Origin of the sequence: Aureispira sp. CCB-QB1 (genome assembly GCF_000724545.1) — a bacterium.
Taxonomy (GTDB): domain Bacteria; phylum Bacteroidota; class Bacteroidia; order Chitinophagales; family Saprospiraceae; genus Aureispira.
The window spans coordinates 73,335-90,207 of record NZ_JHBV01000007.1 but is presented as its reverse complement, the minus strand read 5'-3'; the positions used below and the strand labels follow the sequence as shown (position 1 = coordinate 90,207).

Annotated in this window: 6 protein-coding genes; 1 reads left to right on the top strand and 5 read right to left on the bottom strand. The window is 36.8% G+C overall.

Annotated elements, in window-relative coordinates; genetic code table 11:
• Positions 1-98: 98 nt before the first annotated feature.
• From CG11_RS02670 to CG11_RS02660, 3 genes are all read right to left on the bottom strand, one after another.
• Positions 99-1,016, bottom strand: a complete 918-nt coding sequence (locus tag CG11_RS02670; protein ID WP_052592847.1) for a hypothetical protein — start codon at positions 1,014-1,016, stop codon at positions 99-101.
• 605 nt (positions 1,017-1,621) lie between these two features.
• On the bottom strand, positions 1,622-3,595 hold the full coding sequence (gene argS / locus CG11_RS02665; protein WP_052592845.1) for an arginine--tRNA ligase: 1,974 nt from the start codon (positions 3,593-3,595) through the stop codon (positions 1,622-1,624).
• 231 nt (positions 3,596-3,826) lie between these two features.
• A complete protein-coding gene (locus CG11_RS02660; protein WP_052592843.1) occupies positions 3,827-7,081 on the bottom strand; it encodes an AsmA-like C-terminal region-containing protein in 3,255 nt (1,084 codons plus the stop codon).
• A gap of 279 nt (positions 7,082-7,360) precedes the next feature.
• Here CG11_RS02660 and CG11_RS02655 point away from each other — a divergent pair, with 279 nt between their 5' ends.
• Positions 7,361-7,963 carry an alpha-ketoglutarate-dependent dioxygenase AlkB gene (locus CG11_RS02655; RefSeq protein ID WP_052592841.1) on the top strand — a complete coding sequence of 201 codons (603 nt, stop codon included), beginning with the start codon at positions 7,361-7,363 and terminating at the stop codon, positions 7,961-7,963.
• A gap of 112 nt (positions 7,964-8,075) precedes the next feature.
• On the opposite strand, the gene CG11_RS02650 is transcribed toward CG11_RS02655, so the two are convergent.
• Both CG11_RS02650 and gcvP read right to left on the bottom strand, forming a co-directional pair.
• Positions 8,076-13,280, bottom strand: coding sequence for a T9SS type B sorting domain-containing protein (locus CG11_RS02650; protein ID WP_052592840.1), 5,205 nt, complete (start codon positions 13,278-13,280; stop codon positions 8,076-8,078).
• Between the two features lie 529 nt (positions 13,281-13,809).
• Positions 13,810-16,704, bottom strand: coding sequence for an aminomethyl-transferring glycine dehydrogenase (gcvP, locus tag CG11_RS02645; protein ID WP_052592837.1), 2,895 nt, complete (start codon positions 16,702-16,704; stop codon positions 13,810-13,812).
• Positions 16,705-16,873 lie beyond the last annotated feature (169 nt).

Below are 16,873 nucleotides of genomic sequence, written 5' to 3'. Positions count from 1 at the left end.
AAAAAGCGACAAAAAGTACAAAAAACACAAAAACAAATGACAAAATGACATTAAAACTTTCATCAAAGGTGCCATTATGACACTAAAACAGTTTACAATTACCGAAATAGACTTTGATAAAAATAAGAATTCAACAATTTTCGTTGATAATGTGCCACTGCCTGCCCCCTCAATGAGGCGTTTTCTGCCACTCGATATTGATAATTTGCCGAATCATTTTGGAAATAAATCTTATTATCTAGGACTTGCAGAAAAAACAGCACCTTCCCTCCTTTTTCCTCACTATAAATTTGCATTGCTATATTATTTAGAAACTGTTTGTATATTTTCTTAGGATATTTTGTGCGTAACAAATCTGTTAGATAGTCAATCGCCTCTTTATCAATCGTACCATAAGTTCCTGCTACTGCACCAAAAGCATAAGGCATCAAATAATTAATGGCTTGTTCCGACTGCCCTAAAGCTTGATAACATTTTGCAAATATTTTATCGTGCTCCAATTTATTCTGTGCAGCAATGGTTCTCCAATTTTTTTCCAACGAGTCGACATAACTCTGATGAAAAATCAAAGCAGTTGAATAATCTTCCTCTTGCATGGCAATATTACGAAGCCCCACTAATGCTGTTAATTTAGCTCGATCTGCAACTAAACCTTGTGCAAAATAATCTGCCACAAATTCTGTTTCTAGAACTTTGTCATAGTACAATTTCGCCACCTCATAGTTCTGCATCAAAAAGGCTTCTTCTGCTAGTAAATTATACAGTTTGGCACTGTACTCTTCCTTGTCACAGCCGTATTTTTGCAAAGCTAAATCACTTGCACGATAGCGTGCATTTTGCCCTTCTTTAGCGATCAGTTCTTTGTAATAATGTTCAATATTGGAAATTGGTGGCGCCAATAAGTCTGGTGTATCAGCTGTTTCACAAGCCAATAGCCCTGCCTCTATTTCTTGTGCGACCAAATGTTGAGTGGATATTGCCCAAACGGCAATAAAAACAATCTTAAATAATTGCATACATTGAATGATTAATCCCTAATTGTCTCTATCAATAGTTCGTTGAAAAACTTTATTAGTTTGATAATCAGCAAGTTGCGCCTTTGCTGCGTTTTGCATTAAAATTTTGATTATCAAACTAATATAAATGTGCTTTTTTATCTTTTTGGTAAAAAAGTAAAAAATCAACGAACTACTACTCTATTTAAGAGACTTTATAAAACTTGTTTTGTAATCCTTTGACAACTCACCTAGCCTCGGTAAGTTATTCGTTCAATGTATTAGTTTGTCTTATAAGTAAGTATTGTTTTATTTAAAAATAAGGGATTCTTCAGACAAAGGTATCTATTCGATCGTTTATTTCCTGTTCTCTGACTTAACAAACAAAGTGTGTTGTAAGTAATAAAAAGTCGTATGACAATTTCTATTTCCCTATTTAAGTAAACTCTACTTTTTATATTTTAGTATTTGAAAAAAGGACTTTTAGTATTTTTTTAACCAATTATTTGAAATTCAAAGCAAGGTTGGAAATTATTTTCTGGAATCTAAATAAGTCCTCTCTACAACAAAAAAGCAATCTAACACAAAATGCTAGATTGCTCTATGATCACTAAAATCGTTTTTCACTACATTCTATCTGGCATTTGCATACCAATTAGCTGCCCCGCAGCTTTGAGTGCTACCGCCACCGCTTTGCTCATATCTAAACGGAAGGAAGTTGCCGCAGGATTAGCCGCATCCAAAATCGTTGTATTTCCCCAGAACTTATGAAATTCTTTTGCCAAATCGTAGAGATAATTCGCAATATCTGCTGGATTGTAATTTTGAGCCGCCTTTTCAATAGTACTTGGTAATTCGTGTACTAAGACAAGAATATCACGCTCTACATCGCTCAATTGATAATGATCATACGACACCAATTCTATCCCTTTCTCTACCACCATTCGCTGAACAGACTGCGTTCTTACGTGTGCATTTTGAATATAAGGTCCGGTTTGTCCTTGCAAGTCGATTGATTGCTTAGGGTCAAATGTCATGGTTTTTCTAGGCTCTACTTTTAAGATATAAAATTTCAAAGCTCCCAAAGCAACTGCCTCCCAAATTTTCACCTTTTCAGCTTCCGTTAACTCCGTCAATTTCTCTCTACTTTCAGATTCCGCTTTTACATTTGCAATAACATCAGCCATCAAATGATCGGCATCCACTACCGTTCCCTCTCTAGATTTCATTCTACCAGTTGTTAAATTGACCATTCCGTATGACAAGTGGTGACAATTATTGGCAAAGCTATGCCCCAAACGTTTCAAGGTTTCAAACAACACCTTAAAATGATAATCTTGTTCATTCCCCACAACATACACCATTCTATCCATTCCAAAATCTTGGAATCTCAAAGCAGCAGTTCCCAAGTCTTGTGTAATATACATAGATGTTCCATCACTTCTCAAGACCACTTTTTCATCCAATTTGACATCGGTCAAATCTATCCAAGTAGAACCATCATCCTTTTTAAAGAAAATAGAGTTTTCAGACTTCAATTCATCAACGACCAATTGTTTGCCCGACAGATAGGTTTGGGATTCGTAATACAACTTATCAAAATTAACCCCTAAGGTTTCATAGGTTTCCTTAAACCCTTCATAAACCCAGTTGTTCATTGTATTCCAAAGGTTTTTGATTTCTGCATCATTTGCCTCCCATTTTTGAAGCATATTCTTAGCTGCAGTCCCCAATACACTATATTTATTAAAATACTTATTCTTATAAACCTCTTTATAAAAATAGTTTTTCAAATTGTATTTAAGGCTTAATTCTTTTTCTGTTGGAACAGGAATATCATTTTTTTCTGCCTCTTTTATTGCTTTTTGCTTTTGCTTTTCAATGGCTTTTTCTGCTTTTTTAACATTCTTTTCATTGGATAGCCATTCAGTCAAATGCTGCTGACCAACTTCTGTTTCTTGCCAAGCCGAATACTCTTGTTGAAAATGCTTTTCAAATTCCACGTAATAGAAACCAACGAGATGATCTCCTTTCATTTCGCTAGAGGCAGGTGTTGCGCCATTCCCCCATTTTTGCCAAGCCAACATAGACTTACAAATATGAATCCCCCTATCGTTGATAATTTGAACTTTTTTCACATCGTATCCCGCTGCCTTAAGAATTTCAGCCGTTGCATAGCCCAAAAGATTGTTTCTAATATGCCCTAAATGCAACGGTTTATTCGTATTTGGAGAAGAATATTCGACCACCACCGTTTCGTTTTTTGAAGGATGTTGTCCATAAGCTTCACTTTTTAAAACCTCTTTCACAAAATCGGTCCAATAGGCATCTCCTATACTCAAGTTACAAAAACCAGGTCCCGCCGAAATAGCATTTGCAATCACCTTGCTTTGCGCCATTAACTGAGTAGCCAATTCAGCAGCAATCTCGTTAGGTTTCTTTCCTAATACTTTGGCAAAAGGAAATGTGATGACACTATAGTCTCCTTCCAAGTGCTTGGGAATTTGTTTGATTTGAACCTGATTTAGTTCTATTTTTTTATCATAAAGCGTTTCAATGGCTTTAGATACATTTTCCTTTATTGTTAATTCTATGTTCATGTTACTCTTGTTAATAATTTGCTAGACGTTGTCTTTTCACTATTTAAAATCAAGATCTTTAAAAGATAATAATCCTATCTGCTTCTAGTTTCACAAAGATAATGATATAAACCATTTTAACAATAAAAAATTCCCTTTGCCCAGAATACAGCACTTCCAATAAAAACAAATGCTCTACTCCTAAGACAAATATTTCCTAAGAGCAGAGCATTCTATTCAAAGCTAAAAAAGCTATTTCGGTCCAAAAGGATTTTTAAATTTACCAAAAGGATTTGTTTTTTTATCGTCTCCTTTTTTGTTCCCATCTTTGTTTTTATCTCCGCCCAAAAGACCACCAGGATTTTTAAGAATATTTCCAGGATTTTTGATAATCTTACTTGGGTCGATATTCTTTAAGCTATCAACAACAGAGCTTGGATCTTTTACCGCCTGTTGTGCCAACTGTTTTGCCTTTTCTTCTGCTTCTCTTTTCAAACGTTCTTGTTCTGCTTTTAGTTTTGCTTCTGCCTCTGCACGAATTCGTTCTGCTTCCGCCTTTGCTTTTGCTTCTATTTCATCCTTTACCTTTTGCGCTTCTTCTTTAACAGCATCCACAGCTTGCCCAGCCAACCCTTTGTCACCGTTTCCTCCTGCTCCTAATAATTTGACATTAAATTTAGGTTTCTTAACCGTTCCACCGACACCTACATTTAGATTTAAATACTCACTATCCTGTATCTTTATACCTAATTTATCTGCTTGTGCGCCCAAAGCTCCTAAACCTGCACTGACAGCATTATTCGCAGCTGCGCCTGCGGCATTCTTAGATAAAAGCTCACGAGGAACACGCATTTTCATATCATAATCCAACGTATTGTCTAAACCATGTGACCCTCCAAAAATGATATCCATTCCTTTTACGGCATACGTTGCAGGATCAATTTTCAAACGTCCATCTTCTATGGTAAAGAAATTGGTTGTATTTCCTAAATCCAATGTACTTAAATCTTCCATATTAAGTTTATCACTCAAGGCGTCCAAACTTTTGTTATTCTTAATCGTAGTATTAAATGTCTTTAAAATTCCCTTCGCAGACAAAGAGCCTAAATCTGGGTATAAATTTTTATCCAAAACACCATTGATTTCAAATTCAGAATTGAACTGCCCATAGACAGATTCTAAGATTGGCAAAAATCGTTTAGACAGCCCTACTTGTTTTGCAATTTTTTGAATATCTACCTTTGAGGCATCGTACCCAAACTTAAATTTGGGGTTAGCAGGGTCTTGCGTATCATACTTCCCATTCATAGCCATTGCACCACCAAAAGCATTTGCTCTCAACGCATTAATATCCAATATATGATCATAAACATGCGCCTCTGCTTGAACATTCTTCAGATTATAAGTATCATAAATCAATGTTTTAAACGTTGCATAAAGCGTAAAATTAATATTGCCAGGGATTTGCATTGGTTCTAGATCATTTTCCACTTGACTCAAATCATCAGGCACCTCATTAATTTCTTCTTCTTTTTCTACAGCCGTTCCATCCTCAGACATAAACTGATTTAAATTCATATAATTAGAATACAAAGTGAGTTCTCCATCTATGATTTCATCCGCAAACAAATAGCCGTAAATATTCTCCAAAGTACCTTTTGCCCTCAAATCTACTTTCCCAATCATCAAGCTCATATCTTTTAGTTCTGCTCTCATTGGTGCAAAACTACCTTTAGCTGTAAAGTTCTTAACATCATAAACATCATACTTTACCTGCTTCAAGTCTACATCCATCCCAAATTCAAAACTATCAAAGATTGGTGCTTTTTTGGAGCTTGTCGTATCTTGCATACTGGTTGCTAACTCTTCTTCTGAAGTGGTTTTAGAGGACTCTTCTGAAGTAGAAGTTGCCCCACCTGCTGCTTCTAAAATTTCATTAAAATCTAGCATATTAGAGATGACTTTTAGGTCTCCTCTCATGATTTTATCTCTAGAAAAATAGGTTAAAATGTTATCTAACTTTCCGCTAGCTTTGACATCGCTTTTCCCTACTTTTAAATCGAAATTCTGTAAATCAACATTATTCGGCGTAAAATTGAGTGCCATTGTATGAATCTTTACAGGAGGCAAATTCGCAGATACATAGTTAGCATTAGAAACAATCACCAAGCCTTTCATCTTAACCTTATCGTATTGTTTCTTATTGACATAAGACATCTTTGTATTGGTCTCTAAGTTGGCTTTAACAATTCCTGAAAGCTTTGAAACACCTTCCATTGGAAATGCCTTTCCTAATTCGGTCAGATTGATAGTACCATCTATTTTAGCTTCCACATCAGGGTCACTAATAGGAGTACGCAGTTTCAGCATAGCATCAAAAGGGTTCAAACCAATTTTAACATGAAACTGGCTCACATCAATAGCCATCTTATCTAAATTTGAAGAAGGACTTTTTACCGATATCTTAGTATTAATATCTTCTACAGGCAATGGCAAATCAGGGTACTGAAACTCTGCATCTTTGACCGATAAATCAATTCCAAACGCAGGATAACTTTCTTTTTTAGTATTTAAAATTCCTTTTGCATAGCCGTTAAATTTAAAATCTCCTTTGGTTTTAACAGAAGAAAAATCTTTGGTATAGGCTGCTGGAATCATAGACAAGACTTCTGAAAATGCTGTATTCGGAGCATTGAATTTCAAATCCATTTTCAAATCATCCTCAGATGGTTGAGCTACCTCTCCATCCAATTTCAAGACAAGGTCATTCAAACGAAAGGTATTATCTTGAATTTTGTAGACCTTTTTCCCTAAATCTATATTGGCATTAAAATCTACATTAACTGCTGCCTTTTTCAAATAAGAAACTTGCCCCATTGCAATCGTTAATGCCTCAATATCTGTTTCTGTTTCCAAATCAAATACAGTTGTTGAGAAATCACCACTACCATTATGATTCAAATTTTTGACTTCAACATAAATCTCAGCTGTTCTGTCATCATAAACAAAATTTGTATTTTCTACCGACCAATAATCAATAGCCAATTCTAAATCGCTGCTTCCGCCTTTTTCTTCTTTCGAAGGTTCGGTCTCGAATATATCATAATTTGCTTTACCATTTCTCAATACTTTTATATACAAATCCGCATCACTTAGAGTAACACCATTAATGCGATATTCTCCATTATAAACATCCATCAGATTCAGTGTAAAGTAAAAATTGCCTATTTGAGCCAACTTTTTTCCTTCAAACTCCTCTTTTCCTGTTACGGATAAATCACCAATATTAAAACTAAAATTAGGGAATGTCCACAACAATGATAAACTCACTTGATCATTATCAAAATCTAAATCTGCATTAATTTGTTCATTGGCAAATTCTTTTGCTCTATCCAGAATTTCATCCTTAAAGAAATAAGGAATTGCTATCAGTGCCCCAATAATTAGAATAAGAATAACGCCTATTACTTTGAGAACTGTTTTTACTATCTTTCCTGCTTTTGCCATAACGTGTGTGTTTTTATCTATTAGCGGTCTTGCTAGTAGATTTTAATCGATATTATTTAATTTTTTGTGGGTAAAAATAAACTTTGTCTGTCACTAAATAAACACATCTAGTTGTCTTAAAGTTGTATCTTTAATCCAGTAATCTTCTTTTAAAAGTAGTTCTAAGTATTTATTCTGCTAATTTATCAATTAATATTTCAGAATATATGTTGTATATATGGAGAGCTAATACAAGATAATTATTCACTTTTGAAATATCAACTAAAAATCCTTTTTTAGATGAAGAGCTCCAAAAATAAAGCCATTTCTATATTAAGCCAATCAGATAACATTCTTTATTACAATAATTTTTTATCGACAGTTGAAGCCCAAGTATTGTATCAAAAGTTGCTTCATAATTTAGATTGGCAACAATACCCTATTCGTATGTTTGGGAAGACTATTTGGCAACCTAGGCTGATTGCTTGGTATGGTGATAAAGACATTCAGTACACCTATTCTCAAACGACTTTAACCGCAGAAGGTTGGGACAATGATTTAAAGCAGCTTCGAGAAAAATTACAACATGAATTACAACTAAATTTTAACTCTGTACTTGCCAACTTGTATAGAGATGGTCAAGATAGTATGGGGTGGCACAGCGATGATGAAAAAGAACTAGGAACACAACCTACAATAGCATCTATTAGTTTGGGGACTGCCAGAAAATTTCAACTGCGCCAAAAAGAAAATCATAAAATAAAAACTACCGTATTGCTAGAACCGGGTAGTCTCTTGCTTATGCAAGGAGATAGTCAACATAAATGGCAACACCAAATTGCTAAAACAAAACGTATTACAACACCTAGAATCAACCTTACTTTTCGAAAAATTCAACCTTAAGTATTTGTACAAAAGTTCTTTTTGATTACTTACCTAATACCACATACTACATACAAAAAGCGACCACCCGAATTGGGCAGTCGCTTTAATATATTTCGATAATAATTGATTCTTATCGTATCAATGTAAATTCACCTCTAATTAAGATTGGGTTACCTACAGAAGGAATATATTCAAATACATAAACATACACATCTTGTGGTTGAGGTACTCCATTAAATGTACCATCCCAGAAGTGATTAACAGTATCATCATACATTAATTGTCCCCAACGGTTGTAAATCTTAAATTGAATTACCTTATCAGACATTTGCAAACCAGCAGGTTGGAATAAATCGTTAATTCCATCGTTATTTGGCGTAAAGGCTGTTGGCATTCCCATGTAAGATTCTACAGTTACCATTACAGAGTCTACAGCCGTACAAGGTCCAGCTGTTGCAGAGAATGTCAACCAAGAACTACCATTACCAGGATTACCTGTTGCATCAGTAGCAATTGCCGTAGAATCTGTAATATCTACGATTGCAGGGTTGCTTTCTGACCAAGTATAAACAGGGTTAGCGTGATTTGTCACAACCCCTCCACTAATAGGAACAACATCATTTACTTGAATAGTTGCTGTTTTTTGACCTGCACTTACAATCCATGCATTAACAGTCAACGTAACATCTACTACTGTAATAGATTGTGTTACGGTACAAGAACCAGATGTTGCTGTCACAGTATATGTTCCAGCAGGCATTCCAGAAATATTCTGAGTAGTTGCTCCATTAGACCACAAGTAAGTAGTTGTTGCTGAATCACCTGTTACTAATGTTACATTTGCATAAGAAGACAAGTCTCCGTTACAAATAATATCATCTTTATCTGTAATTGCAATTTGTAAGGTACTACTGTTCATTGTCAAAGGACCTACTGTTTGTGTACATCCTTGATAAGTAACATCACAAGTATATGCCACACCAGCACTCAAACCAGTAGCCGTTGCTGTTGTTTGTCCATCACTCCACAAGTATGTAAATGGACCAGCAGGACCATCTGTCACAGTACCTGTCACCGTAATACTACCATTTGACAAGTTACAAGATGGATCATTTTGTGCTGTAAAGCTAGCTGAGAAATTAGGCTGAATCAATACAGTATCACCAATTGCAGAACAACCTGTCGCTGCATCTGTAACGGTTACAAAATATGTTCCCGCAGCCAAACCTGTAGCAGGGTTGGTTGTTTGAGTATTGGACCAATTGTAAGATAAAGCGCCGGTAGCTCCTACTGTTAGTACAGTAGCATCTCCATCACTACCACCACAAGTTGGGTTAGTAACATTAAATCCAACAACGTTCAATGGGCTTGCCTCTTGTACGATTGCTGTTCCAGTTGCTGTACATCCATTTGAAATACCTGTTACAGTAACATCGTATGTACCCAAGCCTAAACCAGTAATCAAAGCTGTTGTTTGTCCATTTGCATTTGGAGACCACTGATAAGTATATCCCGCAGGGTCACCGGTAGCCGCTACAGTAATTTGTCCTACAGAAGTACCACATCCAGTATTAATTACAGGCATAGCTGTAATACTTACGGTTGGGCTACCTGTAACCAAAACACTATCTACTGCTTGACAACCATTCACATCTGTTACCGTAACAATTGCCATACCTGAAGGCAAGTTAGTAGCTGTTGGTCCAGTAGAAGTACTGTTAGCCCAAGTGTAAGTATAGTCATTGGCACTACCTACCATATTAAAGGTAGCAAAAACAGTAGCCGTACCATCTCCAGCACAACTTGTACTTGGTGTAGAGTTTAACGTAATTGCAGGAGCAGCAGGGAATGGAGAATTAATAGTTACTGTTAAAGTATCCATACAACCATTCGCATCTGTCAAAATTACATCATAGTTGCCACGTGCCAATCCAGTAGCTGTAGCCGTTGTTTGTCCATTTGCAGCAGCATCCCATTGGAAGTTATACGAAGGAGTTCCTCCCGTAGCAAGAACAGTTCCTGTTCCATCTGCATCGCCAAAACAAGTCGTTAAAGTTGTATTATCTAAAGAAATAATCAGTGTATCTGGTTCTGTAATTACTAATGTATCAGAATTGGTAAAACAACCAAATGTATCTGTCAAGTAAGCATAATATACTCCCGCAGATAACCCTGTAAAGGTAGCTGTTGCTGGTGATGTTCCAGCAGGAGTAACAAATGGAGTTCCTATTTGAGCACCAGAAGTGTCAAATAAAGTTGCGGTATAACTAGGATGATCTCCTAAAACCCCTCCATCAATATCAATTGTCATCGTTCCATCGTTCGAACCATTACAAGTTAGATTAGTAATTGTTGAAGTCGTTGGCATTGGACAAGGTGTCGTGCAACATTCTAAATATGCAGCGGCATTTGTTGGACAAGGACCTGCACCACCAACAGCACGAACTAAAATATTAGCACAATCGCCATTTGTCAATCCTGTAACTAAGTAAGAACTATCAGCCAATGGTCTAGGAGTCCAAGTCAAACCTGAATCTAAACTATATTCCCATCCTGTTGCTCCTGGAGAACCACCCCACTCAAACAATACAGTTGTTGCTTGATTAGCAGGCGTACCACAAGAAACAGTTGGAACTGGAATTTGGCTATTCACAAATATTTCTACCGAATCTGTTAAGATACATCCCTTTTCGTTAATCTGTGCTACAAAAGTAGTTGTAGACGGAGGGAATGCATCTGGGTTGTATGCTGCTGCATCAGAAACAGCAAATCCTGGTGTCCAGTTGTATGTAATTGGTCCAAATAAGAATGCCACACCTGGTGTGAAACGGAAAGCATCATTGTTTGCCGACCAGTTAGCAACTCCATTACGACCTGGCACGGCAAAACCTGCTGTACCATCATTATTTTCAATACCTTGTGTAGTAATATCAAATGCAGCACCTGTAATAGAAGTACTGTGGATATCAATTATATTTGTTCCTTCGTGCAACACAATTTGTCCTGACACGTTACTAGCACCACCAAAACGAGGTACGTTGATATAGTTAACAATCAATTGTCTGTTCGGTGCAGTACCTACTGTAAAGTATTCAATGGTACCACCATTATTGGGGTTCAAATCTTCCCAAGCTAAGGCAATGACATTGTTGGGTCCAAAACCATTATTAGGCACTAGCTGTCCAGAACAACAACCATTAGGCGAGCCTAAATCAAATGAAATAAATCCATTTGAACTAATAACAAACTGTGTATAAGTATTACAGAAAAACTCAAAACTAAACCCAATTGGTAATGCTCCTGTCGTTGCATCATCTGTCAATGATACAGAAGTTCCCGAACCTGCAACAGGTCCGTATGGAATTGGATCTACGGTGTAAGTGCTACATGCTGTTGGGTCAATTACAATAATAGAATCTGAAAGTACAGCTGTTAATTGAGTTGTATCTCCAGGACAAATAGTATCTTGAGCAGCACTCACTAGAGGTATAGCATTTCTCCAAGTTAATTGAATGCTATCTGAACCTGTACATAATCCATACGTGTAATTAACAGCATAAGTAACCGCATCGCCAGGACCTCCGCTTACAATCGCATCTGGATTGTTGATACTAGTACTTGTCAAATTACCTAAATAACTTGATGGATTGGCTGTCCAAGAATACACCCCATTTACCAAATCAATACCTGGTCCAGAAATCGCTGTATTAAACGAAACTGTATCAGGCTGATTATTCGGACATAAAGAGGTATCCGTTGCAAAAACATTCAAACTTAGTGGTAAAGCACTTAAGAAAATAGAAACGGAATCTGTTGTCACACAACTTGTCCCTGTAACAGGGTCTGGTGTTGTTGTAAAGGTAACTTGTAAAGTAATTACTTCTCCATCTAAAGTTGTTGAAGGAACGTCTACTAATGGGTTAGGAATTGTATCATCACTAAATGTTATATTAGGACCTGATAATTGAGTCCAAGAGAAAGTTCCTGCTGCTAATGCTCCGACCGAGGAGAAACTATTCGCATTCATTTGTATTTGTTGGGCAATACCAGGACAAATTGTGGTATCTGAAGCTGTCACTTCAACCCCTGGTATAATCAAGTTATAACCTAAAATTTGGTCTCCTGGAATAGGACAAGCACCATCGGTAATACCTATCGTAAACTGGTTGACACCAATATTAGATGGAACTGCTTGTACTTGAACAAATAGTTTTGCACTATCTGGTCTAAAAGGAGCTGTGTTTTGTAAAATAAGCGAAGCGCTAGATCCAAATACTTGATTAATGTTCGTATTTGCAGGATTAATTTGAATCGTATCTCCATCAGGATCTGTCAAAATCAATTCGAAGATTAAAGTTTCCCCTGCACAAACAACAAATGTATTTGCTGTCGTATCATAAGAACCTCCGTTTAATACCAATGGAGAGTTAGAACCTACTGGAGAGGTACAGTTCGCATTATTCAAAACAACCATTTGAATATCACGTTGTACATATCCCATTGTATCGCCATTAATAATTTGGTAAATTGTTACTGCTGCTACAGCGATTTGTGTTTGGTTTGGTGCAAGACAGAAAGACATTTGTCCTGTCACACTATCCAATACAAAGCTATTCGCAGGGTTAGTAACTAAGGGCTGTTGAACTGTTTGCGGTGCCGCATGAGGAATACAGTTATTAGCTCCTTGCAATGGACAACTCATCGCATACCGCAGCGAATCATTCTCTGGATCAAAAGCACCGTGATTATAATCGTAACATTGTCCTGCACAAAAATAAGGCGTTGGGTTTGATGTAAACGTCGGAGAGCTATTACATATAGTACTGTTAATCCCTGCTTCGATGTAAAAAGAAGCTTGGTTTAATGCTAAGTTTGTAATCGCAGCATTTCGACAACAACTAGACCAACTAATTACCCAATCTGTACAAGTTTGAGGTAGAGTAATTGTATCTCGATAAACATGTGCCTCAATTCCAGGAAGTGTTCCACCTGGTTTACAAGCTGAATTTGCTAATTCAGGAGCACATAGTTGAGATGCTTCATAAAAAGTGTCTCTTGGCAAACCAATATTAGGAGGAGTAACCCCACAACTAGCAGACGTAAGACCAATAAATTCTGTAGTTCCCATTCCTGCACCAACACAATCTCGATATATTGTTAGAGTAACAACGTATCGGTTATTACCAACACATTCATAAGTGAGATCTGCACCAGCAAAATGAGAAGCGTTCGCATCTTGACTGCCGAAGACAAAAAAGCCCAAAGCTAGTAAGAGGATACGCGAATAACGCCAACATCGTTGCGCTAAACTTGGAGGAAAATTTTTGCTATCCAAAACTATATGATTTAGTAGTTAAAAAAATAATATATGTATTACGTATAATAGTAATCCTCTATAGGACGTTGTTCTTGTTGGGGTGACCGTCATTATTTTATTAACCTTAAGAATAGCTTCCAACAAGTAAAAGTAGCTTTATACTTTTCTAAAAATGTAATAAAACTACAATACACAGCGCTTTCTATTTCTTGAGAATCTCTCAAAGTTACATTTTAATCACCAAGAATTAAAATAACAAGTCAATTTTAACGGAGATATTTTAACATTTTGTAAAGAATTTATTGTTTTAAGATGGTTTTTTAGTAGTTTTTTATACGGTAAATCACCTCTAACACCTCATTTTATACGCAAAAAAACTCTTTACAACTTTTCAACACTTACCCGATCCGATGTAAATCAAACGTTAAAAAGTGTTAACTCGTTGCATCTACAAACTGCTTTTTATCTCCATATTAAGCCTATATTAAAAAAGCTGATAATTGTATGACACAATTACCAGCTCATTACCTTTTATCTTAAAATAAGACTACGCTTCTACCTCTTCGTACATTTCCATTGGAGGACAAGCACAAATTAAATTCTTATCGCCATAGGCATTATTAACCCGCCCTATTTGTGGCCAAAACTTGTTCGTTCTTAAATAAGGCAACGGGAATACTGCTTTTTCGACACTGTATGGTCGATCCCACTCAGAACTTACAACAACTGTTTGTTTGTGAGGGGCATTATGCAATACATTATTTTGAGCATCCGCTTTGCCTGTTGCAATTTCATCAATTTCTTTGCGAATTTCTAACAAGGCATCACAAAAACGATCTAGTTCTGCTTGATCTTCTGATTCGGTGGGTTCTATCATAATAGTCCCCGCAACAGGGAACGACATAGTTGGAGCATGGAAACCATAATCCATCAAACGCTTAGCAACATCTTCAGCAGATACCCCTACTGCTTTAAAATTACGCAAATCAATAATTAATTCATGCGCAGCACGTCCTTGCTCTCCTGTATACAAAACATCGTATTCCGTCTCTAATTTTGCTTTGATATAATTGGCATTTAAAATAGCATATTCGGTAGCTGCTTTACAACCCGTACGCCCCAATAATCGAATATATCCATAAGAAATCAGCAAAATGCTAGCAGAGCCCCAAGGTGCTGCCGAAACGGCATGTGATCCTTGACTCCCTCCAACCATACGGAAAGCATGCTTGGGTAAGAATGGCGCTAAACTTTCGTTCACACAAATAGGTCCCATTCCTGGTCCTCCCCCGCCATGAGGGATTGCAAAAGTCTTGTGTAAATTTAGGTGGCAAACATCTGCCCCGATCTCTCCTGGAGAAGTTAACCCTACTTGTGCATTCATATTCGCTCCATCCATATAAACCTTTCCTCCAAATTTGTGGATCAAAGCGCACACTTCTTTGATATTTGCTTCAAAAACACCATGTGTTGAAGGATAAGTAACCATCAAAGCAGCTAAATTATCTTTGTACTTTTCGGCTTTTTCGGCTAAGTCATTAATATCCAAATTTCCTCGCTCATCGCATTTTGTTACAACCACTTTCATTCCTGCCAAAACTGCAGAAGCAGGATTTGTTCCATGTGCAGAAGATGGAATTAGAGCAATATTTCGATGCCCTTCTCCCCTTGACTTATGATAAGCACGAATGGCTAACAAACCAGAGTATTCTCCTTGTGCACCAGAATTGGACATCAACGAACAAGCATCAAATCCTGTGATAACACACAAGTAATCTTCTAATTCATTAATCAGCTGTTCGTAGCCCTTTGTTTGACTGCTTGGAGCAAACGGATGTATATCTGAAAATTCAGACCAAGACACAGGAAACATTTCTGTCGCTGCATTTAGCTTCATCGTACAAGAGCCCAAAGAAATCATCGAGTGCACCAATGACAAATCTTTATTTTCTAACATCTTGATGTAACGCATCAACTGACTTTCTGAATGATACGTATTAAATGTTGGGTGTGTCAAATAAGCCGTTGTTCGTACTAAGTCAGCAGGGATTTTTACGGTTAAATCTTTGTATTTATTTACCAACTGTTCTATTGAAACATCAGCTGCTCCTTTCAACTCTGCAAAAACATTTATAATTTCTGCTACAGCACGAATGTCAACAACTTCATTCAACGAAATTTGAACAGATTGCTCATCAGCATAGTAGAAATTCATTTTAGCTGCCAAAGCCGCATCTTTAATTTTTCCTCTTTGAGTAGGATCAATCTCTATTTTTATTGTATCAAAATAATAGCTGTTTAACTGTTTGTACCCCAATCGTTGTAATTCCAAATCTAAGATTTGTGTTAACGTATGCATACGCCCAGCAATTGCTTTGATACCATCAGGACCATGATAAACCGCATACATACTTGCCATAACAGCCAACAAAGCCTGCGCTGTACAAATATTAGAAGTTGCCTTATCGCGTCGAATATGTTGCTCTCTTGTTTGCAAAGCCATTCGCAAAGCACGATCTCCACTACTGTCTATAGATACCCCAATAATCCGCCCAGGAATTTGGCGTTTAAAATCATCCTTTGTTGCAAAGTAAGCAGCGTGAGGACCACCAAAGCCCATTGGCACACCAAAACGCTGTGTATTTCCAACCACAGCATCTGCCCCCCATTCTCCTGGAGGTGTCAACAATGCCAAACTCATTAAGTCCGCAGCTACAATAGTATGTATTTTATTGGCTTGCGCTTTTTCTACAATTGCCTTATAGTCAACCACCTCCCCGTTTAAGTCAGGATATTGTAATAATATAGCAAATGTTTTATCTGTTATCTCAAAAGTATCTGTTAGAACGACCTCAATATCCAATGGTTCAGCCCTTGCATAAATAACATCCAAGGTTTGAGGGTATATTTTTTTAGAAACTAAGATTTGATTGGCCAAATCTCCTTTTGCACGCTTGTTTTTATTGTTATAAAACATGTACATAGCCTCTGCCGCAGCAGTTCCTTCGTCCAACAAAGAAGCATTTGCTATTGGCAAACCTGTTAAATCACTCACCATAGTTTGGAAATTCAACAATGCTTCCAAACGACCTTGTGCTATTTCTGCTTGATAAGGCGTATAAGGAGTATACCAACCAGGATTCTGAAAAACGTTTCTTAAAATAGCAGGAGGTGTAATCGTTGGGTAATATCCCAAACCAATGTATGATTTAAACACCTTGTTCTTGGCGGCTACTTCTTTAAGCATGTTCAAGTAATCAAACTCTGACATAGCTTCAGGAAGATTTAACTCTTTTTTATAACGAATATTAGACGGAACCGTTTCCTCTATTAGTTGCTCTAAAGAGTCTACACCAATAGTTGCTAACATATCTTTTAATGCTTCTTTATTGGGGCCCAGATGACGATTCACAAAACGATCAGGATGCTGAATATCAAACATTTCCGACAAACTTTTTTAGATAAAAAATACAAGTTGATTGATACAACTCTTTTGTTAATTTGCTTCGCTCTTATAGCGAGGTCTTGTATTCTATTATGAGTACACAAGGTACTACTTTTTAGATTCAAAAGTTAAGTAGATTGAAAAATTATTTACACCTTAATAAAAA

What these genes read in the sequence shown, in the direction of transcription:
- CG11_RS02670 (WP_052592847.1), bottom strand. Translation starts at nt 1,016, where the DNA reads ATGCAATTATTTAAGATTGTTTTTATTGCCGTTTGGGCAATATCCACT.
- argS (WP_052592845.1), bottom strand. Translation starts at nt 3,595, where the DNA reads ATGAACATAGAATTAACAATAAAGGAAAATGTATCTAAAGCCATTGAA.
- CG11_RS02655 (WP_052592841.1), top strand. Translation starts at nt 7,361, where the DNA reads ATGAAGAGCTCCAAAAATAAAGCCATTTCTATATTAAGCCAATCAGAT.
- gcvP (WP_052592837.1), bottom strand. Translation starts at nt 16,704, where the DNA reads ATGTTTGATATTCAGCATCCTGATCGTTTTGTGAATCGTCATCTGGGC.
- CG11_RS02660 (WP_052592843.1), bottom strand. Translation starts at nt 7,081, where the DNA reads ATGGCAAAAGCAGGAAAGATAGTAAAAACAGTTCTCAAAGTAATAGGC.